General features: G+C 69.9%; 17 protein-coding genes and 1 pseudogene. 11 read left to right on the forward strand and 7 right to left on the reverse strand.

The features are described 5' to 3' along the window. Positions 1-285 precede the first annotated feature (285 nt). A complete protein-coding gene (locus ACZ4WQ_RS36980) occupies positions 286-729 on the reverse strand; it encodes a hypothetical protein (protein ID WP_398375107.1) in 444 nt (147 codons plus the stop codon). 328 nt (positions 730-1,057) lie between these two features. Between ACZ4WQ_RS36980 and ACZ4WQ_RS36985 the strand changes: the two genes are divergently transcribed. Both ACZ4WQ_RS36985 and ACZ4WQ_RS36990 read left to right on the forward strand, forming a co-directional pair. Continuing rightward, entirely contained in the window at positions 1,058-1,228 is a 171-nt protein-coding gene (locus ACZ4WQ_RS36985) for a hypothetical protein (protein WP_358842772.1), read from the forward strand. 391 nt (positions 1,229-1,619) lie between these two features. Beyond that, a pseudogene (locus ACZ4WQ_RS36990) lies at positions 1,620-2,166 on the forward strand (glycoside hydrolase family 16 protein); the annotation flags it as partial. 48 nt (positions 2,167-2,214) lie between these two features. Here ACZ4WQ_RS36990 and ACZ4WQ_RS36995 read toward each other — a convergent pair. From ACZ4WQ_RS36995 to ACZ4WQ_RS37015, 5 genes are read right to left on the reverse strand one after another with little or no spacing between them, the layout of a single operon-like run. Beyond that, complete coding sequence (locus ACZ4WQ_RS36995) at positions 2,215-3,309, reverse strand: glycoside hydrolase family 99 protein (protein WP_311724109.1); 1,095 nt, start codon at positions 3,307-3,309, stop codon at positions 2,215-2,217. After that, entirely contained in the window at positions 3,306-4,163 is an 858-nt protein-coding gene (locus ACZ4WQ_RS37000) for an NAD-dependent epimerase/dehydratase family protein (protein ID WP_398375109.1), read from the reverse strand. Before ACZ4WQ_RS37000 ends, ACZ4WQ_RS36995 begins: the two co-directional genes overlap by 4 nt. Next, a complete protein-coding gene (locus ACZ4WQ_RS37005) occupies positions 4,163-5,041 on the reverse strand; it encodes a carbohydrate ABC transporter permease (RefSeq protein WP_311724111.1) in 879 nt (292 codons plus the stop codon). The genes ACZ4WQ_RS37000 and ACZ4WQ_RS37005 overlap by 1 nt, the downstream gene beginning before the upstream one ends. Further along, positions 5,038-6,015: a carbohydrate ABC transporter permease gene (locus tag ACZ4WQ_RS37010; RefSeq protein ID WP_385338141.1), complete on the reverse strand. Its 978-nt coding sequence runs from the start codon at positions 6,013-6,015 to the stop codon at positions 5,038-5,040. Before ACZ4WQ_RS37010 ends, ACZ4WQ_RS37005 begins: the two co-directional genes overlap by 4 nt. Next, positions 6,012-7,403 (reverse strand): ABC transporter substrate-binding protein, encoded by a 1,392-nt coding sequence (locus tag ACZ4WQ_RS37015; protein ID WP_398375110.1) that lies wholly within the window; start codon positions 7,401-7,403, stop codon positions 6,012-6,014. The genes ACZ4WQ_RS37010 and ACZ4WQ_RS37015 overlap by 4 nt, the downstream gene beginning before the upstream one ends. 148 nt (positions 7,404-7,551) lie before the next feature. Between ACZ4WQ_RS37015 and ACZ4WQ_RS37020 the strand changes: the two genes are divergently transcribed. The 4 genes from ACZ4WQ_RS37020 to ACZ4WQ_RS37035 all read left to right on the forward strand — a co-directional run bounded on the left by ACZ4WQ_RS37020 (position 7,552) and on the right by ACZ4WQ_RS37035 (position 15,170). After that, entirely contained in the window at positions 7,552-8,346 is a 795-nt protein-coding gene (locus tag ACZ4WQ_RS37020; protein ID WP_014181960.1) for an IclR family transcriptional regulator, read from the forward strand. A 154-nt stretch (positions 8,347-8,500) separates the two neighbouring features. Then, positions 8,501-9,787, forward strand: a complete 1,287-nt coding sequence (locus ACZ4WQ_RS37025; RefSeq protein WP_398375111.1) for an enolase C-terminal domain-like protein — start codon at positions 8,501-8,503, stop codon at positions 9,785-9,787. 294 nt (positions 9,788-10,081) lie between these two features. Then, complete coding sequence (locus ACZ4WQ_RS37030) at positions 10,082-13,009, forward strand: alpha-mannosidase (RefSeq protein ID WP_398375113.1); 2,928 nt, start codon at positions 10,082-10,084, stop codon at positions 13,007-13,009. Continuing rightward, entirely contained in the window at positions 13,002-15,170 is a 2,169-nt protein-coding gene (locus ACZ4WQ_RS37035; protein WP_398375115.1) for an ROK family protein, read from the forward strand. Before ACZ4WQ_RS37030 ends, ACZ4WQ_RS37035 begins: the two co-directional genes overlap by 8 nt. Positions 15,171-15,206: 36 nt before the next feature. Here the strand turns inward: ACZ4WQ_RS37035 and ACZ4WQ_RS37040 are convergent, their stop codons facing one another. Continuing rightward, the gene (locus ACZ4WQ_RS37040) at positions 15,207-16,466 is read right to left on the reverse strand and encodes a glycoside hydrolase family 71/99-like protein (RefSeq protein ID WP_398375117.1); all 1,260 of its coding nucleotides are present in this window, start codon (positions 16,464-16,466) and stop codon (positions 15,207-15,209) included. 392 nt (positions 16,467-16,858) lie between these two features. On the opposite strand from ACZ4WQ_RS37040, the gene ACZ4WQ_RS37045 reads away from it, so the two are divergent. The 5 genes from ACZ4WQ_RS37045 to ACZ4WQ_RS37065 are packed head-to-tail and all read left to right on the forward strand — an operon-like array spanning position 16,859 to position 26,752. Next, positions 16,859-17,515 carry a ThuA domain-containing protein gene (locus ACZ4WQ_RS37045; RefSeq protein WP_311724118.1) on the forward strand — a complete coding sequence of 219 codons (657 nt, stop codon included), beginning with the start codon at positions 16,859-16,861 and terminating at the stop codon, positions 17,513-17,515. After that, the gene (locus ACZ4WQ_RS37050; RefSeq protein ID WP_398375118.1) at positions 17,500-18,597 is read left to right on the forward strand and encodes a Gfo/Idh/MocA family protein; all 1,098 of its coding nucleotides are present in this window, start codon (positions 17,500-17,502) and stop codon (positions 18,595-18,597) included. The genes ACZ4WQ_RS37045 and ACZ4WQ_RS37050 overlap by 16 nt, the downstream gene beginning before the upstream one ends. A 52-nt stretch (positions 18,598-18,649) precedes the next feature. Next, complete coding sequence (locus ACZ4WQ_RS37055; RefSeq protein WP_468022736.1) at positions 18,650-21,682, forward strand: alpha-mannosidase; 3,033 nt, start codon at positions 18,650-18,652, stop codon at positions 21,680-21,682. Further along, positions 21,679-23,655 carry a DUF2264 domain-containing protein gene (locus tag ACZ4WQ_RS37060; RefSeq protein ID WP_468022737.1) on the forward strand — a complete coding sequence of 659 codons (1,977 nt, stop codon included), beginning with the start codon at positions 21,679-21,681 and terminating at the stop codon, positions 23,653-23,655. The genes ACZ4WQ_RS37055 and ACZ4WQ_RS37060 overlap by 4 nt, the downstream gene beginning before the upstream one ends. Continuing rightward, positions 23,648-26,752: an alpha-mannosidase gene (locus ACZ4WQ_RS37065; protein WP_468022738.1), complete on the forward strand. Its 3,105-nt coding sequence runs from the start codon at positions 23,648-23,650 to the stop codon at positions 26,750-26,752. Before ACZ4WQ_RS37060 ends, ACZ4WQ_RS37065 begins: the two co-directional genes overlap by 8 nt. Positions 26,753-26,764 lie beyond the last annotated feature (12 nt).

Consider the following 26,764-nt stretch of genomic DNA (forward strand, 5'->3'; position numbering starts at 1 on the left):
GTCTGCCCACCCCGTCCGGTGCCGCCAGCACGATCCGGGTTCGCAGCACCTGCCTGACCTGCTATTTTGCCGCGGAGGCGATCCGCAGCAATGCCCTGCGAGTCTGTTCGTCGACGACCACGGCCACCGCCGCACACCGCCCGAGTCCATGCAGCACCACCTGTGCCAACGGCTGAACGACCACGCCCGCCAAAACTGGCCGCAGCTGACAGGTGTGACCTACCTCAGCGGATTGCCTATGCAGCAGGCGAGTTGCCCGACAGCGATCCGCTTCCGCTGTGCCGACTACCGTTCACCGGCATCCTGCACACCTGGGGCCTCGCCCTCTATCTCGCCAGTGGCGGCTATGCGGACAGCGTACTGTCCAGCGGCTTGCCCTTCGGCTCCCCGGAAGACGCTCTCGTCGGTGGAAATCTGGCCATTAAGGAGATTGAGGCAGTCGGCATAACTTACAGTTGAAAACTTTTCCGCCAAGATGGTGGCGGTAGTATGAGCACCCTCTCCGTCTAGTTGAATGAACTGGACCTCAGTCACCTCGTCGTCCACGAATCGAGCGATTCCATCGACACCGAACCGCCAGAGGAAAACGTAGGCATCTGCTTCAAGGGGGTCGGTAGCGGGAACCGGATAACCTGAAGGCGTCTCCGCTCTCCAGCCTTGATCGCGAGCATGCTCGACCAATTCATCAAACTCAACGCCCCGGGTAAACGCCACCCTGACCTCGGACATGTTAATCACCTAAATTCATTACAAGCTCGATGTGCCATTATGGCGCCAGTGTGGCTACTATCGACATTACGGGTCGGAATTCATGATGGCCGGTCATGCACTGCTGGTCTGAACGGGTTCGGGATGTGGAACGGGAACTTAGCTTAGCTTGATCTTTAACCTCTGCGCTGGGCACTCACGCGAACCTCCGGGTACAGATAAAGGGGGCGGCCTGGGTTGCGGAGGGGGCGCAGCGCGTGTTCTTCGCCCCGGTGTTCTGAGCCTGATCATCGCGGGCCACGCCTTCGCCCTCGCTTACGGTCCGCTCACCATCGCAGCGACCGACGGCGTGGCCAAGGACGATCAGGGCCTGGAGGGCGGGCTGTTGTACACGTGCACCCAGTTCGGCTCGGCGGTCGGGATCTCCGCGGCCGCCACCGAAGGCGCCTACGTCCACGAGTTGTTCTACGGATACGACGCACCCCACGGCCTGATCAACATGTTCACCGGAAGCGAGTAGGCTCCGTGCGCCGTCGGCCGAGGACACCACTGTGAATGTCACCTGGCTGGCGAAGTGGACGCCGTGCGTTGTCCGTCTGGCTGTCGCCCCTGATTTCCTTCGACGCCGTCGGCGTGCCGGGGGACCAGCCGATCTGTTCGCCTCGCCCGTGCGCAGGGCATCGGCCCCGACACCGCTCCCTGACGCGGCCGAACCGGGCCGTCACCCCAGCCGGGCGCAACTGCGGGCCCCGGGCCCACGACGGTCCAGCGGGGGCGGGTGCGTCCGCACTCCGCACGTTCTTCCGCCCGCGGCCCGGTGATACCGGCTGCCGTACGGGCCAGATCCGTCCGCACCGCTGCCGGGTGCGGACGGAGCAGGACATCCCGCAGCAGATCGAGGTCTCCTCCGCAAGTTCGACTTCACCTACGGCCGGGTCAGCGCCCGTATGAAACTGCCCGTCGGGGACGGTTTCTGGCCCGCGTTCTGGCTGCTCGGCAGCAATGTCGACGACCCGGCCGTGTCGTGGCCCTCCTCCGGTGAGACCGACATCATGGAGAACATCGGCTACGCCGACTGGACCAGCACCGCACTGCACGGACCCGGCTACTCCGCCGACGGCAACATCGGCGCGCGCCAAGATCTACCCGAGCGGCGGCCGCGCCGACCAGTGGCACACCTATGCCGTGGAGTGGACGCCGACGACCATGCGGTTCTACGTCGACGACCAGTTGGTGCAGGAGACGACCCGCAACAAGTTGGAGTCCACGCGGGGCCAGTGGGTCTTCGACCGCAATCAGCACGTCATCCTGAACCTCGCCCTCGGCGGCGCCTACCCGGCCGGCTGGAACCAGGTCACCACCCCCTACTGGGGTCTGCCGCAGTCCAGCGTCGACAAGATCGCCGCCGGGGGAGTGCAGGCGGAGATCGACTGGGTCCGGGTCGAGCAGAAGAGGTGAGCCCCCCGGTGCCCGGGGCGCGGCGCCCCGGGCACCGGCAACGCCGCGTCAGTCCCGCTGCCGAGCGTGGGCGGCTTCGAAGCGGGCGACCCAATACGCCGTGCGGTCCAGGTAGGCCGTCTGCGCGCGGTCGCCCTTACGGCCGTAGGCTCCCTCGTACGAGAGGTAGTCGAGAGGGCCTGGAGTGTCGGCGGTGGCCGGTTCGATCTGGGTGCCCTCGTGCCATTCGTTGAACGAGGTGATGCTCACCCAGTCCGGGACGCCGCCCGAGTTCCCGGTGGACAGGGCGTACTCCCACTCCAGGTCGTACGTCCGTCCCCGCGACCGGTCCAGGGTCGGTGTCGTGTTGCCGGGGACGGCCCGGTCGTCGATGTAACCGGGGCCGAGCGACGGCGCCCACACCATGCCGCGCTCCGCGCAGAAGGCGGCGACCTGGGACCAGTCCGGCTTGTTGGCTGTGGCGATCGCGTCGTAGGTGTACACGCCGCCGAAGTCGCCGATCCGGGACAGGTCCCAGGTCTGGGCCATCACGATCGCCCGGTCGTCGACCTCGTGAAGCGGCGACCAGTCCACCGTCAGAAGGCTGTTGAAGACGTAATAGGCGCACCGCCCGCCGCGCTCCGCGTCGCGGTGGAAGGCCGGGTGGTCGCCGTAGTGTTCGGTGAGATAGCGGATGTCGGCGACCACCGAGGTGGCGTCGCGGCCCCCGTACGGCTCGATGTGCCAGGCCACCTGGAGGCCGGCGGCGGCCGCGGCGTCGAGGACAACCGGTGCCATCCGGTCCTCGTAACTGCCCTGCCCCCACCAGCTGCTGACCAGCACGCCGGTGCCGGCCTGCCGTAGCCAGCGCATGTGCCGGTCGACGGCGCCGCGCCGGTCACCGGAGTCGTAGGGGCCGAGCACGGGGTAGTAGTTGGAGCTGAGCGCCTCGGGCGGGGTCAGCTCGCCCTGCTGCCAGTGCCGCCACTCGCCGTACACCTCAGGGTTCCCGTACCAGGGGTAGTAGAAGATGTGGGCGCGTGCGGATGGCTTGTGTGTCGGGGCTGCTGTGGCGCTGCCGGTACCCGCCGCGACGGCGGTGGTCGCAGCGGCGCCGGCGGCGAGGAATCCTCGACGGGACAGAGATCTGGGGTGTGCGGTCATCCGGGGCACTCTCCTTGGACGGATGGACGGGAATGGCGCGGGGTGAAGCCGAGCAGGTCCGCGCATGCCTTGGTGTCGATCAGTGAAATGCGGTCGGGCAGCGGTTCGAAGGCCGGTACGCCCGGGTGGTGTTGGTGCAGCAGTTCGCCGGTGTTCAGCGGTGATGATGTGTCGGCTGCCGCGACGTTGAGGACGTGGCAGCCGGTCACGGTGGCAGCCAGGGCACGGCTGATCACGGCGGCCGCGTCCCGGGTGTCGAGCCAGGCCCACAGGTCGTGCCGGTGGGCGCCGGGATCGGCCGCGACGTGGGCCAGTTGGTCCGTGAGTCGCTGACCGGTCCCGGTGAAGGGGAAGCGCAGACAGACGATGTCCGTGCCCCAGCGTCGGTGTGTGCTGCGGGCCGTCTCCTCCAGGACGAGTTTGGACAGGCCGTACGGGTCGCGTACGAGCGTCGGGTGGTCCTCGTCCAGGGGGACGTAGCGGGGTGAGACGGGGATCGGTGACCAGGCGAGACCGACGGCTGCCAGGCTGGACGCCGCGACGATGCGGTGCGCGCCCGCCCGTCCGGCCTCGTCGAGGACGCGGTGGGCCGTGAGGCAGTTGGCGGCGAACAGGGCGCTGCCGTCCTCCGCGTTCGGGTGGGGGATCGCCCCGAGGTGGACGACGGCCTCCGCACCGTCCACCGCCTTGCGGACGAGGTCGGCGTCCCGCAGATCGCCGATCAGGACACGGGTACGGGCAGGGGCGTCGAACGGCACCCGGTCCATGAGCGTTAACTCGTGTCCTGCGGAGGCCAGTGCGCGGGTGGCATGGACGCCGATGTGTCCCGCGGCGCCGGTGATCAGGACACGCATCAGCCCTTCACCGCCCCGACCAGGCCGTTGACGAAGTACTTCTGGAGGCACAGGAAGAGGAGGATCACGGGGACCACCACGATGAGGGCGCCGGCCATCAGGTTGTTGTAGTGCGGCACGTTCTCGGAGGAGAGCACCTGGAGACCGAGGGGCAGGGTGTACTGGGACGGATCGTTGAGCGACACACGGGTCAGCAGGTACTCGTTCCAGGTGGGGATCGCCGTGAGCAGGGCGACGGTGATCAACGCGGGCCGGGCGAGTGGCAGATAGACCTGTGTGAAGATGCGCAGTTCCCCGGCGCCGTCGACCCGCGCGGAGTCGCGCAGCTCCGTGGGGACCGCGGAGAACGCCCCGGTCATCAGCAGGATCGACAGGGGCGCTCCGCCGTTCACGAACGGGAGCACCAGCCCCCAGTGTGTGCCGAGGATGCCCATCCTGTTCTCCAGGAGCACGATCGGCAGCATCACCGTCACACCCGGCACGAACAGCAGCGCGACGAACAGCTTCTGTAGCGCACCGCGTCCTGGGAAGCGCAGCACCGCGAACGCGTAGCCGGCCGCCGCGTAGAACACCACGGTCAGTACGACCGTGTACAGCGTCACCAGGACGCTGTTGACGAAGAAGTCGAAGAAGTGCAGCTCGTTCCAGGTGTCGACCAGGGTCTGGAGCGTGGGGTGGTCCGGGATCAGATGACCGCCGCGCACCACCTCGACCTGGTCCTTGAACGCCGCCGACACCATCCACAGGAACGGGTAGACGCTGACCAGCGCGTACAGGGTGAGCAGCACGCCCATGACGATCCGGGCCGACGAGCGGCCGGACGGCGCTCGTCGGGCGGGGCGGACCGGCTGGGGCCGGGCCGTTGATATCGTTGTCATGTCTTGCTCCGCAGCGCTCGCAGGTTGATCAGGGCGAGGACGAGGGCGGCCGCGAACAGGAGCCAGCCCAGGGCACTTGCCAGGCCGAGGGTGGGGGAGAGGTTTTTGAGGAAGGCCAGCCGGTAGGCCTCCAGGCCGAGGACATTGGTGTGGTCTCCGGGGCCCCCGTTGGTCATCACGAGGAACGTCTGGAACCCTTGGAGCGCCTCGCGCAGATTCAGCAGCAGGACGATCGCGGTGATCGGTCTGACCAGCGGCCACACGACGGACATGTTGGTGCGCCACCAGCCCGCGCCGTCCAGTTCGGAGGCTTCGAGGATGCTGCGGTCGATGCCCTGTAGCCCCGTCAGGTACAGCAGCATCGCCACGGGGACATGGCCCCACACGGTGATCAAGATCATGGTGGGCATGGCCGTGGAGGGATTGCCGAGCCAGCCCTGGGGTTGCTGGAGCGAGCCCAGACCCAGGCCGCTGAGCAGGGAGTTGATGGCCCCGTCCGGCTGGAGGATGTACTGCCAGGCGAAGAACACCGCGACGCCGCTGGTGACATATGGCAGGAAGTAGACCGAGCGCAGGACGCCCTGGAACCGCTTGACCTGGTTGAGGAGCACCGCGAGCGGAAACGAGACGACAACGGTCAGTGCGGGGGCAGCGACCATCACCCAGATCGTGTTGGCGGCGGCATGCCGGACGCGGGGCGCGTACACGGGGTCGCGCCACAACAGGTCTTTGTAGTTGTCGAGGCCGACCCACTCCCAGTTCGGGGCGAAACCGTTCCACTTGGCGAAGGACAGAGTGAATCCGTAGCCGACCGTGTACAGGCCCATCACCAGGAACAGCACGACGGCCGGCGCGATGAACAGATAGCCCGTGAGCGCCTCGTACCGGCGGTCCTTGCGTCGTGAGGGCCCGCCCCCGGGCACCGCGGTGCGGCCCTTCTCCACCCTCGCGGGGAGCGTGGGCTGGAGCGTCACTGGCCGGCTGCCTTCCAGTACGACTGGTTCAGGTTGCTGATCTTGCGCGCGGTGGATTCGACGGAGGCGCGCTTGAGCGGGGACATGTCGGCGAGGATGTCGCCGACGTCGTTCTGCTCGTAGCCGGGGGACTGGAAGTTCTGGTTGAGGTTGGCGTCGTACGTCGTCTCGGGCGTGCCCTTGAAGCTCTGGACCATGGAGTTGAGCGTCGGGCCGAGCGCCTTGGCGGCGTCGGCGCCGAGGTCCGTGGCCGGCAGGTCGGTGGCGTCCTGCGCGAACTGGGCGGCGACCTTCTTGCCGGCCAGGAACCGCATCCACTTCTTGGCGTTGTCCGGCTGCCTGCTCGCCGAGCTGAGGGTGATGCCGGTGAGCGCCATCGGGGCCAGCGCCCGGTCGGGGACCGCGCCGCTCTTGGGGGCGGGCAGGCCGAAGGCGTAGACGTCGTCCGGGTTCATGCCGTTCTGCTGGAGGAAGGCGAGGGTGAACGTGCCGCCGACGTCGAACGCAGCCTTGCCCTGGGCGAAGGTCTGGTCCGCCTGGTCGACGTCGAGCGACTGAGTGCCGGGTGTCCAGTACGGGGTGAGCTGGTTGTACTGGGAGAGCACCTTGACGCCGTTCGGGGAGCCGAAGTCGGCGCTCTTGTCCTTGCCCCACAGGTCCTCGTAGCCCTTCTTGCCCAACTGGGCGAAGGCGAGCGGCTGAAGTATCCAGTTGAGGCCGGGGCCTTTGGCCTTGAGACCTGTGGTGAGGCCGCCGTTCTTCGGGTCCTTCTTCGTCGTCGCCCTGAGGGCGGAGATCAGGTCCTCCCAGGTCTCCGGGGGCTGCTTGATCCCGGCGTCGACCAGCTTCTGCTTGTTCGCGTAGACGATGCCGAACGTGCCGATGGTCAGCGGGACGCTGTAGCGCGCGCCCTCTTTGATGCCGTTGTCCGAGGACTTCGTGTTCTGGGACTTCTTGAAGCGTTCGGGCGTGATGAGGCCGGATTCGTGCACGGAGTCCTGGATCTCGTTGAGCCAGTCGCCCTTGTAGTCGTCGCGCAGGTCTACGGCGATGCCGGCCGCGCCGAGGACGCGGTCCTCGCCGTCGGAGTGCACCTCGAGGACGTCGGGCAGATCGCCGGTCTTGGCGGCGCTCTGCACCTTGGTCATATAGGCCTCTTCAGGGGTGAAGACCTCGATGCCGACGGAGATGCCGGTCTCCTTCTTGAACTCCTTGGCTGCGTTGCGCAGAGCCTTGACATGGGACTGCTTGAAGGTCCACATCTTGAGACTCTTGGCGTCCGAGCCACCGGAGCCGCTGCCGCCGCAAGCCGTCAGAGCACTGAGTGTCAGCGTGGTGGCCACGGCGGTGGCGACGTACTTGGCCTTGCGGGAAGTTGAGATACGCATGAACCCCTACCTAGGGTCGACCGTTCAGAAGGCCGAATGGCGTTGGAGTGACTGAACTTAGGCTCGTCGTGATATAGCGTCAAGACGCAGGGCGGGATTGAGCGTGGGTGACGGTCCAGTCGGGATCTGGGCGGGAAGCGGAGGGGCAGTGGAATCGGTGACGGACGCCGCGGGGGTCCGCAAGGTCGAAGAGGTCAAGTCCGCGGCTCGGGTCCTGGAGGTGCTCGAACTCCTCGGGCGGGACGGTGCCCGCCTCTCGCTCGCGGAAATGGCGAGCGCGATGGCCGTGCCCAAGAGCAGCCTGCACGCGATCCTGCGGACCATGCAGGCCAGGCGTTGGGTGGACGTCGACCCGTCCGGCACGCGCTACAGCCTGGGCTTGAAGGCCCTGCTCACCGGCACCGCGTATCTGGCCGGTGACGACGTCGCGAGCCTGGCCGGGCCGGTGCTCGACGCCCTGGCTGAGGAGACCGGAGAGGCGGTGCATCTCGGCAGGCTCGACGGCACGCACGTCGTCCACCTCGCCAAGCGCGAGTCACGGCATGCGCTGCGGACGTACTCCGCGGTGGGGTATCGGCTGCCGGCGCACGCCACGGCTTTGGGCAAGGCCGTGCTCTCCCAGCTGGACCAGGCGGAGGTGCAGCGCCGGCTCACCTGGCCGCTGGAGAAGCTCACGCCGGACACCGTCGTCGACCCGGACGCCTTCCTGGCCGAACTCGCGGAGGCGCGGCTGCGCGGCTGGGCCATGGACGACGGGGAGAACGCGGTGGACATCCGGTCCGTCGCCGTGCCGCTGGGTGTGTCCCCGGACGGCGGTGACGCGGTGAGCTGCTCGGCGCCGCGCAGCAGGATGGGCGACGACCGGATCGAAGAAGTGGCCCAGGCGGTGACCGAGGCGGCGCACTCCCTGAGCATGCTCCTCAAGCGCCTCGGTCAGCACTGAGCGCATACGCGAGGCGCCATGCGCGCTTGAGGGCCGGGAGCTCGAGCCCCCGGCCCTCAAGCGCCATATCTGCATGGCCGTTGACAAAAAGGATTCCCGCTTCATACGTTCGGATAGCAGTACGTCATTCTGCTACTCGAATGCTGGAGTCCGCATGACGGAGCCTGATGTCATCGCCCTCGCCCGCCTGCTCGCTCCGGCCCCCTGGGTCGATGAGCGCGGGTCCAAGATCCGCATCACGGCCGTCCGCACCTTCCTGACCGCCCCGCACGGCTGCCCCCATCTCATCGTCCGCGTCGAGACCAACGAGCCGGGGCTGTACGGCCTGGGCTGCGCCAGCGATCCGCAGCGCACCCTTGCCGTCCGCTCGGTCCTCGACGACTACCTCGCCCCGCTGCTCACCGGACGCGACCCGGACGACATCGAAGACCTGCACCGGCTGATCCTCAACAGCGCCTACTGGCGGGGCGGCTCAGTGACCGGCAACGCCCTCGGTGGCGTCGACGTGGCCCTGTGGGACCTCAAGGCGAAGCGCCTGGGCGTGCCGCTGTACTCCCTGTTCGGCGGCCGCGTGCGCACCGGCGCCGAAGCGTACACGCATGTCGACGGAGTCGACGCCGAGGAGATCGCCGACAAGGTAGGCGCGGCCCGGCAGCGCGGCTACCGGCATGTGCGAATCCAGGCCGCGGTGCCGGGATCGGACACCTACGGGGCAGGTGGTGGTGCCGATCCGCAGGCGGTGCGCGAGCGCCGGGTGCCATGGGACTCCGCGGCGTATCTGCGAACCGTCCCCCGGGTGCTGGCACGGGTGCGCGAACTCGAGGGCGAGGACGTCGAATTGCTGCACGATGTGCACGAACGGCTCGATCCTCGTCAGGCCGCGGACTTTCTGCGCCGTGTCGAGGACATCGGCCTGTACTTCGTCGAGGACCTGCTCGCCCCCGAGGACGCCGCGCACTTCGCGCGGCTGCACGCCGTCTCGCCGGTTCCCCTCGCCGTGGGAGAGCTCTTCAGCGACCCACAGCAGTTCGTGGCGCTCCTGAGGGGGCCGGACATCGATTTCGCGCGCGTGCGCATCCCCACCCTCGGTGGCCTGACCCCTGTCCGGAAGCTGGCAGCCCTGTGCGAACTGCACGGGGTTCGCCTCGCCCCGCACGGACCGGCGGACGTCAGCCCCGTCGCCCAGGCCGCGACCCTCGCGCTCGACGTCAGCAGCCAGGCCTTCGGCGTTCAGGAGGCAGCCGTCTTCAAGGAGCCGGTGCACGAGGTGTTCCCCGGCACCGTGGTGGCACACGGCGGGCTGCTTGTGCCCTCCGGAGCGCCAGGCCACGGCGTTGACTTCGACGAGGCCGCGGCCCGGCGCTACCCCGTGCCCGAGCCTCTCGGCCACGACCGGTGGGCGCTGCTGCGGAACACCGACGGCAGTGTGCAGCGGCCCTGAGTCCGTCGCGCACACAGGGGAGCTCTACGGCGCCCCGTGTAAGTCCATCGATTTGACTTAAGGCACCGAGCGCGACGAGAGCACACCCGCTGGGTGTGCTCTCGTCGCGCTCGCATACCCGAAACGTCAATCCTTTTCTTTACAAGCGATCTCGGATTTGGAATCTAAGTCCCCTGACAAAAGAAATCTCCCCGGCTCTCATCTGCAATTCAAGGGCGCCGGTGCGAAGCGTTGACTTGATAACACACATGGTTTTACATAGCGGTTACTGGCTGGACGCGAAGGGGACCGCCCATGCTCGAAGAGCGCATAGCCGCATTCCTCGCCCAAAGGCTGCGACCGGCGCTGTACCCGCTCCGCATCCCTCTCGATGTCGGCGCCTGGCATCTGCCGGGCGAGCCCGTGCCGGCACATGTCGCCCTGCGCGCCGACTATGAACCGTTCTCCGTGGGTGACACATGGGGGCGGCCGTGGTCAACCTCCTGGTTCACGCTCCGGGCGACCGTACCGAAGCGCTGGGCGGGCCGCCGCGTCGAGGCGGTCCTCGACCTGGGCGGTGGGGAAGGCGCCAGGCCGCAGGCGCTCGTCCGCGACGCGTACGGAGCGCCGCTGCAAGGACTGGGCGCCGGGCATCCGGACCCGGTCCTCGTCGCCGGGCGCGCTCATGGAGGCGACGACGTACGACTCTTCGTCGAGGCCTCCGTCCCCGCGGCCGCAGCCGATGCCCTGCCGCTGCGGGTGGGCCGTGCCGACCTCGCCGTGCGCGACGAGGCGGTGTGGCGGCTGTCGCACGACATCCGGGCGCTGCACCGACTCCAGCGCTCGCTGTCCGACGACGTACCGCGCGGGGCCCGCATCCGCGACGCCCTGGAGCGCGCGATGGACGCCGTCGACCCGCGCGCCGTCGGCCGCACCGCCTCCGCCGCATGCGCCGTGCTCGCGCCCGAACTCGCCCGCGCCGTCGCGCCGTCGAGCCGTCCCGCCCTTGTGGTGGGAGAGAGCGCACCCGCCTCGCTCGGCGCGGTGCCCCTGCACGAGGCGATCCGTGCCTGCGCCCGTGACTTCAGCACGCTCGCCGCGCTCGCCGACGAGTACCCCGGATTCGTCTCCGCCACGCCCGCGGTGCAGCACTACGCCTGGATGAAACAGCATGAGCCGCATGTCTTCGAGCGGCTGCGCAAGATGGTCGCCGACGGCGCCTGGTTGCCGGTCGGCGGCCTGTGGGCGCAGGCCGACACCGAACTGGCCGGAGCGGAGTCGCTGGTACGGCAGTTCGTACACGGGCGTCGGTTTCTCCGTGGCGAATTCGGCGCCGACAGCGACGGTGTCTGGCTGACCGACGCGGACGGTGTCTCGCCGGCCCTGCCTCAGATCGCCAGGGCCGTGGGCGCGCACTGGCTGCTGGTCTCCCGACTGGACGAGTCGCGGTCGGGGCCAACCGTCGCCTGGGAGGGCATCGACGGCACCACCATGTTCACCCGCCTCGCGGGCCGTGCGGCCGGCCCCGGGAACGATGACGCCTCTGCCCGGTCCTGCCACACCCTGCGCAACCCCGACCGCGCCACGCTGGAGCGGGCCCGCCGCCTTGCGGACCTGGACGGTCCGCGGTCACACACCCTGCACCCCGCACACGACACGGACGTCGGCGCCACCATGCGTGGCGCCCTCGACCTCGCCCCGCACGCGGGCGCGTACACCAGCCAGGCGCGCACCAAGCGAGGCAACCGGATGTGCGAAGTGCTGCTCCATGAGGCGGAGCTGTGGTCGGCTACGGCGGCGGTGCGGCGCGGCATTCCCTATCCGTACGACGCACTGAACCGCATCTGGCAGTCGGTGCTCACCCAGCAGAGCCACGACGTCCTCGCCGGCGCCGCGGTTGCCCGGGCCCGCCAGGACGCCGAGGATGCGCACCACCAGGCCGCGCGCCGGCTCACCCGGATCGTCCACCGCGCCCTCGGGCCGGGCGGGGACGTCGCCGCGCACAACGCGGCACCGTTCGCCCGCCGCGAGGTCGTCGTGCTGGACGGCGTGGTCGAGGGCGCCGCCGTCGCCCAGGGGCTGCCCGACGGGCGGTGCGCGATGCTCGCCCAAGCGCCCGCCCACGGCAGCGGCCCGGTGGGCATCGCACTGGACGGTACGGCACCGGTCATGGCCCGCCGCACCCGCGAGGGGCACCGCGTCCTCGACAACGGCCTGGTGCGCGTCACCATCGACGGCGACGGTCTCGTGCGTTCCCTCGTCGACCCGGCCACGGGTCACGATGTCATCGCCCCCGGCGGGCGCGGAAACCTGCTGGAACTCCACCGTGACGAGCCGGTCGCCGATCCTGCCCGCACACTCGCGCTCGGCAGCGACCGGACGCGCCGGGACCTGATCCACGCGCAGGACGTCGAACTTCTCGCGAGCGGGCCGCTGGTGGCCACGGTGCGGGTACGCCGCGGAAACGGCCGTTCCGTCTTCACACAGGATCTGACGCTGACCGCTGGCGGCCCCTCGCTGACCGTCGACACCGAGGTCGACTGGCGCGAGCGCGACACCACCCTCAAACAGGCCTGGCCGCTCAGCGGGCAAGCATCCCAGGTACGTTGCGGCATCGCCTTCGGCCACACCGTGCACGCACCGGGCGACGGAGACGAACGGGTGGCGCAGCGCTGGATCCATGTCGGCGCCCCCACGTGGACGGTCGGCTTCGCCGGCGACGTCACCCACGGCCACGACGTCGTCCGTCGCGAACGGTGCGACGGCGGCACGGACACGACGCTGCGGCACACCCTGCTCCGCGCCCCGCACAGCCCTGACCCGTACGCCGACCGGGGAGTGCACCGTTTCCGGCACACCGTGCGCCCCGGCGCCACCGTCGGCGACGCTGTCGTGGACGGCTACCGCCTGGACATGCCTCTGCGCCTGTCGGACGGGGCGTCGTCGTTGCGTCCGCTGGTGCGCGTCGACCACCCGGACGTCGTCGTGGAGACGGTGAAGCTCGCCGAGGACCGCAGCGGAGACGTCGTCATACGTCTGTACGAAGCCGGCGGCAACGCTGCGCTGACCACGCTCACCGCAGACTTCAACGTCGCCGAAGTGTGTACGACCGACCTGCTCGAGGAGAACGCCGTCCCGCACGCCCACGACGGACCCCACATCCACCTGCAACTTCGCCCGTTCGAGATCCGCACCCTGAGGATCAGCCGGGCCGAGGCCGACGAGGAGCCGCTCGGTGCCTGATCCCCTCCACGCCGACACGCTGACGTCCCAGGCCCGGGCCACGCTGCGCGACTGGGCCGCGGCCGACGGGCCCCTCGCGCTGCGCGCTCGGATCGTGCTGCTGGCCGCCGAGGGCCGGCGCGACGCGGAGATCGCACGGCGCCTCGGCGTGTCCCGGCAGACCGTGGGCGCCTGGCGGCACCGCTGGTACAGCGGCGGACTCGCCGCGCTCGAACAGCGCAGGCGCACCGGACGGCCCGTCACGGTCGACGAGGCGGACGTCGTCACCCGGACCCTGCTCGCGCCCGGCGGCAGCGGCGCGAGCCGTGCCGTCGCCCGCGAACTCGGCGTCTCCCACGCCACGGTCGCGGCGATCCGCCGCCGCTGGAACATCATGCCGGACCAGCCGATCGTCCCCCGCATCCCGACCCGTCCGCCACTGCCCGGCGCCGATGCATGGGTGATGGGCCTGTACGCCGACGCCGACCGCGGCGTCCTGCTCGTCGGCACCCGCACGGAGGCCCCGAGGCCCGCGGCCGCGGTCACCGTGATCGACGCCGAGGTGCTGGCCGGACTCGACCGGGCCCTGGACACGCTGCGCCTCGAACCCGCCTCGGAGGACCAGGAGTTCAGCGCCTTCCTCGCCGACGCGGCGGCCCTGCACGCGGACATCACCCTGCACGCCGTCACGCTGTGGTCGACCGATGAGCGGTGGCCCGCCGGATCGCTCGTCAGCCACCACGACCTGCCGGTGCGCGCGAGCTGGCGCGGCTTCCTCAATGCCCTGATCGCCCTGGACAGCACGAGCCACCCGGAGTCGTCACGCCGGGTCTTCCTCGACCTGGTGGCCGCGCTCGAGCGCCCCGCACAGTCGGCCGGGCGCTCGGTCCGCTGGCTGCGCGAGCGCGTCGCCGAGCACCAGAGCCGTCCGGATGGCGGTTGGCACGCCCCGGACGCACCGTCGTTCAGCGGAGTCAACCAGCTCGACCTCGGATCCTTCAACGAGTGCGTGGTCATCGAGACCGTACGCCTCGTCGGCACCGTCACCCGCGGCGAGATCGCCCACCGGACCGGCCTCACCCAGCAGTCCGTGTCCCGTATCGCCCGGTCGCTGCTGGACCGTGGCTTTCTCGTGGAGGACGCCCAGCGCCGTGCCACTTCCGGCAAGCCGCGCACACCGGTGCGGCTGTGCGGCTCCGCCGCGCACGCGCTCGGCCTGCACATCGACCCGGAGGTGCTCACCGCCGTCGTGATCGACCTCGACGGAGCCCTCGTGTGTACGTGCACACGCACCATCAGTGCCGACATCGACCCCGCGGAGTTCGTCGCGCAAGCCGTCGAGGTGGGCCATGAAGCGCTCGGCAAGGCGCGTGGCGCCGTTCAGCCCAACGGCTTCCTCGGCGTCGGCGTGGCCGTGCCGGGGCCGGTCGACATCGCCTCCGGCACCGTCCTCGGGCCGCCCCTGATGCGGGCCTGGCAGGACCTGCCCCTCCTGTACCTGCTGAAGGAGCACTTCCCCTGCCCGGTCCTCATCGAGAAGGACTCGCTCGCCGCCGCCGCGGGCGAGCGCTGGATCGGGCGCGACCGCAGGGCCCGGGACTTCGCCTACCTCTATCTCGGCACCGGCGTCGGCTCCGGCCTCTACCTCAACGGCGACCTCTACCGTGGAGTCAGCGCGAACGCGGGGGAGTTCGGGCAGCTGTGCGCGCTCGCCCTCGACCGTGTCGCCGCGGACGGACGGCCCGAGATCCTGCCCGAGTGCAACCCGCCCGTGTCCGTGCCGCAGTTCGCCGAGCGGCTCGGCCTGCGCACCGTCGGCACGGAGCACAGCAGCACCGAGGCATACCGCGCCGTCGGGCGCGCGGCCGCGGCCGGACACCCGGCCGCCACCGCCGCCCTGCGCGAAGTGGCACGTGCCGTCGGACGAGGAGCCCTGGGACTCGTCGACCTTCTCGACATCGACCTGATCGTCCTGGGCGGCCCGTTCTTCACCGACGACGTCGCCGACTGCTACTTGGAGGAGATCGGCCGCGCCGTCAACGAGTTCCCCACCGCCCGCCGGCTGCGGCGCGTCCACGTGGAGCGCTCGGTGCTGAGCGCGGAAGCCGCCGCGGTGGGCGCCGCGTCGACGCTGTTCCACGCCACCTTCACCCCGCGCCTGAAGGGACGCGAGCGGGGCTGAGGCAGGGGGAGCGCCCCGCCTCGGCCCCGGCCGCCCTCACGTGGTCGGTGTCGGCCGGTTGGGGGTGAGAGCGATCTGCCCCTTGAGCATCCGGCCGCCGTCACCGGTCAGCCGCAGGTAGTAGTCGGACGAGCACGCCGTACCGTCCTCGTCGAGCGCCCAGATCCCCGAACCCGACGGCACATCGGCCGCCCTCGCCGCTGTCTTGGCGATCTGATTGCCCTCGTTGAACTCATCGAACATGGAGATGTAGATGCCGCCCACACCCAGCCGCACCATGTTGTAGAACTGCCGCCACATGAAATCACCGTGCCTGCGGTGGCGTTCCTGGAGATCGCCCGGCATGACGCACGGCTGATAGTCGATGCCGTTCGCATCACAATCCGCTTTGTCCGGCGAATTGATGTCGGTGAAGAAGTCGTCGGACTGGGAAGGGCTGGAGATGCGCCCGACCATCCATGGGGAGATCATGTTGAACGAGTGGTACACGGCGGAGAATCCGGGCCGTGAATCCTCGGTACCGGTACGCCAGTGTGTGGGCACACCGCCGATCACATAACAGCCCTGTGCCTTGAACCAGTCCACGACGTCCTTGCATGGCCCTGGCTCGAATGGTCTCCCCGAGTCATTGAAGCCGAACCCCCAAATACACACCACCGGCTTGCCGTTCTGTCGCGCATAAGCGCTGGACGCGGTGTGCGCCTTCATCTTTTCCGTCCAGTCCTGCTTGATCTGGGACTGCATGGACGTCCAGCTGGTGACGTCGTACATGATGTAGAACTTGCGCCCGTTCGCCTCGGCCGACTGACGCACCTTCTGTGCCATGCCGTCACGCGTCGGACCCTCGTCGCCGAAGGGGTTGAAGCGCTGAAGAGCGGCCGTGTCGATGTTGTTCTCGCGCATCCAGCGAAAGTGCGTGTCGACGGTCTGCTGGTCCCACGACGAGAAGAGCTGAGCGGGCCCGCCGCTGTTGAGGTTCGGGTACGCGGTGGTGAACCCGCGCTGGTAATCGGCCATGTCCGGCCATGATTTGATGGTTGTGTTGGACAGTGACGGAGATTGGAACCGGTCCCTGCTCCAGTGCCACCAGCTGTTGATGGGGGAGCCGTCGCCTGTGCAGGCGAACCAGCCCTGATAGCCGACAGATATCTTGCCGACGACATCACCTGGCCCGCTGGCGGCGGGCTGAGCGCCGGTGCTCTCGGCCGCGTCGGCCCGCGTCAGTCCGGCCACGGTGCCCAGGCCCGCGGTCGCGGCGATCGCGCCGCCGATCATTCTGCGCCTGGTGAGGGCCATGGAGTTCCTCCAGTGGGGTTGGGGGAGTGGGGGTATTTCTCCGCGTGCCAGCAAAACCATGGCGTCGCCCGGCGTCAATGGCCGGCGTGGGCATTTCTCCCGCGAATCGGAAACTGGTCAAGGAGAATTCTTGTTGCCGGTAGTAAATTGAGTGGAGAGTGGAAAATAAGTGGCCTGACACCTGAGCCGGTAGGCGTGAACAAGACCTTCGTCGACTCGGGGTGCGCGGGCCCTCCCATGCTTCCTCCAACGTATTGACAAAATGCGACGGCGGTTCGTAGCTTCTCGCTCAGCATCAACTTCCGCTGGGCCGCGACGACCCGTTGAGCGACTTCATCCGACTCCGACCGCCGCACTCCACCCTGCGGCGCCGATGGGAGCGTGTCATTACCTTGACCAGCGACATCCGGCGGGCGCTCGTCGTCCGTGGCGGCTGGGACGGGCATCAGCCCGTGACGATCAGCGACAGCTTCGTACCGTTTCTCAAGGACCGCGGATTCACTGTGGAAACCTCCGAGGACCTCGCCGTGTACGAGGACGGGGAGCGCTTGGCCGCGACCGACCTGATCGTGCAGTGCTGGACGATGGGGACCATCACCCGCGAGCAGAGCGAAAACCTCGCCGTGGCGGTGCGCGCGGGCACCGGCCTCGCCGGCTGGCACGGCGGCATTGTCGACTGCTTCCACGACCACGGCTACCACCTGCTGACCGGCGGCAAGTTCGTGATGCACCCGCCGGGCTTCCACGACCACACCGTGCGCCTGCTGCCCGAGCGAGCCGACCATCCCGTCATCGAAGGCCTCGACGACTTCACCGTGCACACCGAGCAGTACTGGGTGCTCACCGACCCGCATATCGACGTCCTCGCCACCACCACCTTCGCGGCCGACGAACTGCGGGACCGGCCCGCGGTGATGCCCGCCGTGTGGACCAGGACCTGGGGCGCGGGCCGGGTCTTCGTCTCGACCATCGGGCACAAGCCCGACGACTTCGACGTGCCCGAGGTGCGCACGCTGACCGAAAGGGGACTGCTGTGGGCGAGCCGCTGAAGCCTTTGAACATCGGCATCGTGGGCGCGGGAAAGATCAGCGGCGCCTACCTCGCGACGCTGGAGCGGCTGACCTCGCTGCGGCTGACCGCCGTCACCGACCTCGACCGCGGCCGCGCCCGGGCCGTTGCGGAGCAGGGCACGGGCGGGGGAGAACCGGCCGTCGCGGAGTCCGTGGCCGACCTGGTGGCCCGGGACGACGTGGACGCCGTGCTCAACCTGACGATCCCGGCCGCGCACGCCGAGGTCGCCCTCGCGGCGCTCGGCGCGGGCAAGCATGTGTACGGCGAGAAGCCCCTGGCGGCCAACCGCAAGGAGGCCGACGCCGTGCTGGAGGCGGCGCGCATGTCAGGCCTGCGGGTCGGCTGCGCGCCCGACACGGTCCTCGGCACCGGAACCCAGACGGCGCGCAAGGCGGTGGACGACGGCCTGATCGGCGCGCCGGTCGCGGCCACCGCGTTCATGACCACCGCGGGCCATGAGAAGTGGCATCCGGACCCGGAGTTCTACTACCAGCCGGGTGGCGGCCCACTGCTCGACATGGGGCCCTACTACCTGTCGGCCCTGGTCCACCTGCTCGGCCCGGTGGTCAGGGTGACCGGCGCCTCCTCCCGACCGCGCGCACAGCGCACGATCGGCAGCGGCCCGCGCGCCGGACACACCTTCCCGGTGGAGGTGGACACCCACATCACCGGCGTCCTGGAGCACGCGGGTGGAGCCCTGTCCACGCTCGTGATGAGCTTCGACATCCACGCAGCGCGGCTGCCGCGCATCGAGGTCCACGGCACCGAAGCCTCGCTGTCCCTGCCCGACCCGAACGGCTTCGACGGCGCCGTCGAGATCCACCGCGGAGACGGCTGGAAGATGCTGCCCGTCTCCGCCGGCTACCCGGACGCGGGACGCGGCGTGGGCCTCGCCGACCTGGCCGATGCGCTGTCGGCCGGACGACCGCACCGGGCGTCGGCCGAACTCGCCGCACACGTCCTGGACATCATGCTCACCCTCATGGACGCGGCGGCCCAGGGCCGAGCGCTCCAGGTGACCAGCTCCTGCGAGCGCCCCGCTCCGGTGGACGGTCGCTGAACGACACCCGCACCACCTCTCGCCCGCTCGCAGCAACAGGGAGACCCCTTTCATGCACGACGACCGGAAGCTGGTCGAAGCACGCCTGGAACGCGTCCTCAGAGAGCGCATCCGGCCGGCCGTCCACCCCCTCACGACACCCCTCGCCGTGGAGATCTGGTCCACCCCCGGAGAACCCGTGCCGGTGGCCGAGGGCCTTGCGGCACCCACCCGCCCCATCGCCCCCGGCACCCCGTGGGGAACGCCGTGGGGGACGAGCTGGTTCAAGGTCACCGGGACGGTCCCCGCCGAGTGGGCGGGCCGCACCGTCGAGGCCGTCCTCGACCTCGGATTCACCCCGCGCACCCCGGGTTTCCAGTGTGAGGGCCTCGTCCACGCCCCCGACGGCACCCCGGTCAAGGGACTCCACCCGCGCAACAACCACGTCGGCGTCGGCTCGCCCGTGTCCGGCGGCGAGCGGATCCACTGGCGCATCGAGGCGGCCTCCAACCCGGACCTCGACGCGAGCGGCGTCCCGTTCCAGCCGACACCGATGGGCGACAAGGCCACCGCCGGTGACGCACCCCAGTACGTGCTCGGCGAGATGCGGCTGGCCGTCTTCGACGAGACGGTCTGGAACCTGGCCATGGACCTGGAGGTGCTCGGGGAACTGATGGCGGAACTTCCCGTCGACGGGGCCCGCCGCTGGGAGATCCTGCGCGCGGTCGGCCGCGCCCTGGACGCCGTCGACCTCCAGGACGTCAACGGTACGGCGCAGGCCGCACGGGACGAACTGGCCGGTGTGCTCGCCGCGCCCGCCGTCCCCGCGGCCCACCGCGTCAGTGCCGTCGGCCACGCCCACATCGACTCCGCGTGGCTGTGGCCGCTGCGCGAGACGGTTCGCAAGGTCGCCCGCACGGCGTCGAACATGACGCAACTCATCGAGGACGAGCCCGAGTTCATCTTCGCCATGTCCCAGGCGCAGCAGTTCGCCTGGATCAAGGAGCACCGGCCCGAGGTGTACGCCCGGGTCAAGAAGGCCGTCGCCGACGGGCGGTTCGTACCCGTCGGCGGGATGTGGGTCGAGTCCGACACCAACATGCCCGGGTCGGAGGCGATGGCCCGCCAGTTCGTCCACGGCAAGCGCTTCTTCCTCGAAGAGTTCGGTATCGAGAGCGACGAGGCGTGGCTGCCCGACACGTTCGGCTTCGCGGCCGGCCTGCCGCAGATCATCAAAGCCGCGGGCTCGACACGCCTGCTCACCCAGAAGATCTCGTGGAGCCGCACCAACACGTTCCCGCACCACACCTTCTTCTGGGAGGGCATCGACGGCACCCGCATCTTCACGCACTTCCCGCCCGTCGACTCGTACAACTGCGAGATGACGGGCCGCCAGCTGGCCCATGCCGCGAAGAATTTCAAGGAGAAGGGTGTCGCCACGCACTCCCTCGCGCCGACCGGCTATGGCGACGGCGGAGGCGGCACCACGCGCGAGATGGTCGCCAAGGCGGCCCGGATGCGAAGCCTGGAGGGCGCCGCGGCCGTCGTGTGGGAGACCCCCGCCACCTTCTTCAGCAAGGCCGAGGCCGAATACCCGAACCCGCCCGTCTGGGTCGGCGAGCTCTACCTCGAGCTGCACCGCGCCACCCTCACCAGCCAGGCGCAGACGAAGCGCGGCAACCGGCGCAGCGAGTCCCTCCTGTACGAGGCGGAGCTGTGGGCCGCGACGGCGACGGTGCGCCGCAGTTTCCCGTATCCGTACGAAGAGCTGGACCGGATCTGGAAGACGGTGCTGCTGCACCAGTTCCACGACATCCTGCCGGGTTCGTCCATCGCATGGGTGCACCGAGAGGCACGCGAGACCTATGCGCGCCTCGCCGCGGAACTCGAGGGCATCATCGCGGATGCGCAGCGCGCGCTGGCCGGTGATCCATCGGGAGGCACCGAGATCGTCTTCAACTCAGCTCCCCACAACCGCCGTTCGGTCCCCGCCCGGGGAGCCTCCGCACAGGCCACGGACGGGGACGGTGTTACTCCTGTCCCGCGTGACGGGGGCGGCTACGTCCTGGACAACGGCTTGCTCCGGGTCGAGATCGACGGGCGGGGCCTGGTGGTCTCCGTCTACGACCGCATCGGCGACCGGGAGGTGATCGCTCCGGGGCAGGCGGCCAACCTGCTTCAGCTGCACCCCGACTTTCCCAACCAGTGGGACGCCTGGGACGTGGACGCCTTCTACCGCAACGTCGGAAGCGACCTCACCGAGGCAGCCGACGTACGTGTCGACGGCGGCGCGGTGCGGATTGAGCGGGTCTTCGGGCGCTCCAAGGCGGTTCAGCTGCTGTCCGTTCCTGCCGACGCGAAGCGGCTCGACATCGACACCGAGGTCGACTGGCACGAGACGGAGAAGTTCCTGAAGCTGGCGTTCCCGCTCGATGTGAAGGCCGACCGGTACGCCTCCGAGACGCAGTTCGGCCATGTGTACCGTCCCACCCACCAGAACACGAGCTGGGAGTGGGCCAGATTCGAGGCCTGCAACCACCGCTTCGTCCATGTCGAGGAGCCGGGCTGGGGCGTGGCGCTCGTCAACGACGCGACGTACGGCCACGACGTGACCCGCGCCGTCCGTACGGGTGCCGACGCGGGTACGACGACCACGGTGCGGGCCTCGCTGCTGCGCGCGCCTCGCTACCCGGACCCGGAGACCGATCAGGGTGTGCACCGATTCCATCACGCGCTCGCGCCGGGTGCGACGATCGGTGACGCCGTCCGCGAGGGCCACCGGGCCAACCTGCCCGAGCGCCGGATCACCGGAACCGCCGAAGCGGTCGCGCCTCTGGTCGCCGTGGACAACGACGCCGTGGTGGTCAGCGCGGTGAAGCTGGCCGACGACCGCAGCGGCGACCTCGTCGTCCGCCTCTACGAGGCGCACGGCGGCCGCGCCCGTGCCATCGTCCGCATCGACGGCTTCGCCATCGAACACGCTGCTCCGACGGATCTGCTGGAGCGGCCGCTCCCGGACGCCGGGCCACCGACACACGCCGACGGTGGCGTCGTGCTCGCACTGCGACCGTTCCAGATGGTGACCCTGCGCCTGCCGCGGTCATGAATCGCACCCCAGCCGAGGACCGTGCCCACTGGGAGCGGACCGCAGACCAGCTGCTGCTCGCCGTCCGGCCCTACGCCACCGACGAGCACGCCCTGATCGACCTGCCCGGCGTGCCGAGCGCGAACGGTGCGCACAGCGACGGACTCGAAGGCTTCGCCCGCACCTTCCTGCTGGCCGGCTTCCGGCTCGCGGGAGGGGGCGGGAACGATCCGCACGACATCGCCGGGTGGTACGCGCGGGGCCTGGCCGCCGGCACCGACCCGGAGAACCCGGAGCGCTGGCCCACGTTCACCGAGTGCAACCAGGCCAAGGTCGAGGCCGCGTCCATCGCGCTCGCGCTGCACGAGACGCGGCCGTTGATCTGGGACCGGCTCGACGACCAGGTGCGGCAGCGGGTCCTCGACTGGCTCGCCCCGATGGTCGGCGACCCGATGCCCGGCAACAACTGGATCTGGTTCCAGGGCATCACCGAGGCATTCGCCCGCACGGTCGGCGGTCAGTGGCGGCAACAGGACCTGGACCGGATCATCGCCCTGACGGACGGCTGGTACGCGGGCGACGGCTGGTACTCCGACGGCCTCACCGGCGGCGCCCACCGCAACTTCGACCACTACAACGGCTGGGCCATGCACCTGTACCCGTTGTGGTTCTGCCGCATCCTCGGCGATGCGGCACCCGGCGGACTCCTCGACCGCTACCGGGCCCGGCTGCACCGCTTCCTGGCGGACCAGCGCCTCCTGATCGGCGCCAACGGCTCACCGCTCATCCAGGGCCGCTCCCTTACGTACCGCCACGCCGCGCTCGCCTCGCTGTGGACCGGCGCCCTGTTCGACGCGACGCCACTGGCACCGGGGGAGACCCGGGCACTGGCGAACCGTATGCTCCACCACTTCACCGACCACGGCGCCATGGACGAGCGGGGACTGCTCACGCTCGGCTGGCACCGGCCCTACCGCGGCATCCTCCAGGCGTACTCGGGACCCGCGTCCCCGTACTGGGCGAGCAAGGGCTTCATCGGTCTCGCTCTGCCGCCGGACCACCCGGTGTGGACCGAGGATGAGGCACAACTCGCCATAGATCAGGGCAACGTCACGCGCGCCCTGCCCGCGCCCGGCTGGCTGGTCTCCGGTACGGCCGCCGACGGTGTCGTACGAGTCGTCAACCACGGCGGCGACCACGCTGACCCGGCTCGGCCCCATGCCGACGACCCCTGCTACGCCCGGTTCGCCTACTCGACACACACGGCACCCGAGACCCCCGGCGACCCCACGGCCGGTCCGGGCGCCTGCGCGGACACCGGCCCGCTCGACAACGCGGTCGTGCTCCTCGACGCGGCGGGCCGTGCCTCGCACCGCCGCCCGGCGACCAGGATCTCCATGGCCGGTGCCACAGCCGTCTCGCGCTCGCGCGCGCACTGGCCACAGGACGCGACGTGGGACCCGTTCGGCGGGCCCGATACCCCTTACGTGCTCGGTCCCTGGGTCACCGTCGGTTCCGCGTTGCGCGGGTCGATCGAGGTACGGGCCGTGCGCGTCGACCCCGCCGCCGGGGATGAGTCGACCGGTCATGTGCTGCGGATCGGCGGATGGTCCCTCGCTGTCGATCCGCAGGGCGCGCCGTGCGCTGCGCAAGGCGCCACCGCCCGCGTAGCAGGCGTCGACGGGCTGGTCTCCTCTCTCATCGGAGCACACGGGTTGTCCGCCGCGTCCGTAGTGCCGGGAGCCGACAGCAACGCGCTGGGCGCCGCATCCGCCACCCCCGTCGTGCGGACCGACGGCCCGGTCGCCCACGGCACCCTCCACGTCGCCCTCGTTCACCTCGGCGGTTCGGATCCCGACTCCCTGCCGCGGGTCACCACCCGTGCCGAGGGGACCACCCTGGTCGCGGACGTGACCTGGGCCGACGGCGCACGGGACGCCATTCGACTGCCCGCCGCTGAAAAAGAGGCCTGGAAGGACCAGCTCCGTGCATGACGACCGCCGGATCATCGAGACACGGATCCGCAAACTGCTGGACCGTGTGATCCGCCCCGCCCTCTACAGCTCCGTTTGCCCGCTCACCCTGAGCGCCTGGCTCGTCGAAGGCGAACCGGTCCCCGTGGCCGACGCCCTGCGCGCCGACTACGAGCCCTTCACCCTCGGCTCCACCTGGGGCGGCCCGTGGGCGACAACGTGGATGCGGGCGACTGCGGAGATACCCGAGCAGTGGACGGGGCGTCGCGTCGAGGCCGTCTTCGACCTCGACTTCGACCTCACCAAGGGGCCCGGCGGTCAGGCCGAGGGCCTGGTGCACGATGCCCACGGCACACCGATCCAGGGCCTGCACCCTTACCACCGAAGCGCGCTGCTCACCGACTCCGCCAACGGTGGCGCCCGCGTGGACCTGCTGATCGAGCTCGCCGCCAACCCGCCCATCGTGGCCAGCGCGGGTCTGCACATCCACCACGGTTCGCGCGAGACCGCCGGCGCCGAGCACATCTACCGCCTCAAGCAGGCCGAGATCGCAGTACGCGAGGACGACGTATGGCACCTCATCCACGACATCGAGGTGCTCGACGAGCTGATGCATGAGCTGCCGCTCGGCTCATCGCGGCGTCACGAGATCCGCTACGCGCTGCGCCGCGCCGCCGACACCGTCGACCCGGGCGACGTGGCGGGCACCGCGGTGCAGGCCCGCGGCCGGCTGGCCGATGTGCTGGCCCGGCCCGCACACGCCTCCGCGCACACCATCGCCGCGGTCGGCCACGCCCATATCGACTCGGCCTGGCTGTGGCCGGTCCGGGAGACCGTGCGCAAATGCGCGCGCACCTTCACCAACATGACCACCCTCGCCCAGGAGTATCCGGAGCTGATCTTCGCCTGCTCCTCGGCACAGCAGTACGCGTGGATGAAGGAACACCACCCGGATATCTTCGCCCGGATGAAGCGAGCGGTCGCCGACGGCACCTGGGTGCCTGTTGGCGGTATGTGGGTCGAGGCCGACGGGAACCTCCCCGGCGGCGAAGCGCTCGCACGCCAACTCGTCTACGGGCGGCGCTTCTTCGCGGAGGAGTTCGGCGTCGAGCAGAAGGGCGTATGGCTGCCCGATTCGTTCGGGTACACCGCCGCCTACCCGCAGCTCGCGAAGCTCGCGGGAGCCGAGTGGTTCCTCACCCAGAAGCTGTCCTGGAACGAGACCAACAAGCTGCCGCACCACACCTTCGCGTGGGAGGGCATCGACGGCTCGCGTATCTTCACCCACTTCCCGCCCGTCGACAGCTACGTCGCCTCCCTCACCGCGGCCGAACTCGCGCACGCCGAGAGCAACTTCCAGGACAAGGGCGTGGCGACGCGCTCGCTCGTCCCGTTCGGTTACGGCGACGGAGGTGGCGGTCCCAGCCGCTCGATGCTGGAGAGGGCCCGCCGCCTGCGCGACCTCGAAGGTTCGCCCAAGGTCGTCATCGAGGCGCCGGACGACTTCTTCGCGGCGGCACGCTCCGAACGCGACCGACTCCCCGTCTGGCGTGGCGAGCTGTACCTGGAGAACCATCGCGGCACCTACACCAGCCAGGCGCGCACCAAACGCGGCAACCGGCGCAGCGAGGCCCTGCTGCGCGAGGCCGAACTCTGGGCCGCGACCGCCGCTGTCCGGGCCGGGGCGCCGTATCCGTACGAGCGCCTGGACTCGCTGTGGCGGCGGGTCCTGCTCAACCAGTTCCACGACATCCTGCCGGGCTCGTCCATCGCCTGGGTGCACCAGCAGGCCGAGCGTGAGTACGCCGAGATCCACGCCGAGCTCGAGATGCTGATCGCCGACGCGGTCGGTCACCTGCCCGGCGCGCCCGCGCTGCTCAACGCCGGTCCCTACGCCCGTCGCGAGGTCGCCGTCGTCACCGGCGGGGAGTTCGCGGGAGCGCAGCGTCTCTTCGACGGACGCAGCGCCGTCCTCGCCGACGTCCCGCCGCTCGCCACGGGCGGCCCGGTGGACACGCACCGGGGCTCCGTGACCGCCACGGCACAGGACGCGGGCTTCATCCTCGACAACGGGGTGCTGACGGTCGTCGTGGACCGCCGCGGCCTGATCACGTCGGTGTACGACCACACGGCACAGCGCGAGGCCATCGCCCCCGGCACCGCGGGCAACCTCCTCCAGCTCCACCCCGACGACCCCAACCTGTGGTCGGCGTGGAACATCGACCCGTACTACCGCGACACCGTGCGCGACCTGGACGAGGCCGAGTCGGTGACCCTCGTGGACGAGGGACCGCTGCTCGCGTCGGTCCGGGTCGAGCGCGCCTACGGAGCGTCCCGGTTCGTCCAGCACGTCGAGGTCGCCGCCGAGTCCCGCCAGGTGATCGTCCGCAACGACATCGACTGGCAGGAGCGGGACACCGTCCTCAAGGCGGCCTGGCCGCTGGATGTGCACGCGGACCGGGAGAGCGCCGAGATCCAGTTCGGCCATGTGCAGCGCCCCACACACGAGAACACCAGCTGGGACGCGGCCCGCTTCGAACTGTGGGCGCACCGCTGGGTGCACGTCGGCGAACGGCACTGGGGTGCGGCCCTGCTGAGCGACTCGACATACGGCCACGATGTGGGCCGCGACACCCGGGAGGACGGCGGAACCACCACCACGGTCCGGCTCTCGCTGCTGCGTTCCCCGCACAGCCCCGACCCGCAGGCCGATCGCGGGCGGCACAGCTTCAGCTACGCCCTCCTCGCGGGCACCGGGATCGAGGGGGCGATCGCCGGGGGCTACGCGCTGAACCTGCCGCTGCGTCCGGCCCCGGCCTCGGCCCGCTCCCTGGCCGGACTCGACACCACGGACATCGTGGTGGAGTCGGTGAAGCTCGCGGACGACCGGAGCGGGGACGTTGTGGTCCGCCTGTACGAGGCATGCGGTGGAGCGGTCGCCGCGCGCCTGCGCGTGGGTTTCCCGCTCGCCGCGGCGTTCGACTGCGACCTGCTGGAAGTGCCGGCTCAGCAACTGACGGCCCGCCCCGACGACGAACGGGCCGTCGATCTCCGGTTCCGGCCCTTCCAGATCCGTACTCTGCGCCTGCGCCCCGACGTGGCCGGGGAGGCACATTGACGGCCAAGACGG

This window comes from Streptomyces sp. NPDC028305, from assembly GCF_055569495.1.

Bases quoted from the DNA above. Each gene is read 5' to 3' on its own strand.
- ACZ4WQ_RS36980 (WP_398375107.1), bottom strand. From the start codon at position 729: ATGTCCGAGGTCAGGGTGGCGTTTACCCGGGGCGTTGAGTTTGATGAA.
- ACZ4WQ_RS36995 (WP_311724109.1), bottom strand. From the start codon at position 3,309: ATGACCGCACACCCCAGATCTCTGTCCCGTCGAGGATTCCTCGCCGCC.
- ACZ4WQ_RS37000 (WP_398375109.1), bottom strand. From the start codon at position 4,163: ATGCGTGTCCTGATCACCGGCGCCGCGGGACACATCGGCGTCCATGCC.
- ACZ4WQ_RS37005 (WP_311724111.1), bottom strand. From the start codon at position 5,041: ATGACAACGATATCAACGGCCCGGCCCCAGCCGGTCCGCCCCGCCCGA.
- ACZ4WQ_RS37015 (WP_398375110.1), bottom strand. From the start codon at position 7,403: ATGCGTATCTCAACTTCCCGCAAGGCCAAGTACGTCGCCACCGCCGTG.
- ACZ4WQ_RS37025 (WP_398375111.1), top strand. From the start codon at position 8,501: ATGACGGAGCCTGATGTCATCGCCCTCGCCCGCCTGCTCGCTCCGGCC.
- ACZ4WQ_RS37030 (WP_398375113.1), top strand. From the start codon at position 10,082: ATGCTCGAAGAGCGCATAGCCGCATTCCTCGCCCAAAGGCTGCGACCG.
- ACZ4WQ_RS37040 (WP_398375117.1), bottom strand. From the start codon at position 16,466: ATGGCCCTCACCAGGCGCAGAATGATCGGCGGCGCGATCGCCGCGACC.
- ACZ4WQ_RS37055 (WP_468022736.1), top strand. From the start codon at position 18,650: ATGCACGACGACCGGAAGCTGGTCGAAGCACGCCTGGAACGCGTCCTC.
- ACZ4WQ_RS37060 (WP_468022737.1), top strand. From the start codon at position 21,679: ATGAATCGCACCCCAGCCGAGGACCGTGCCCACTGGGAGCGGACCGCA.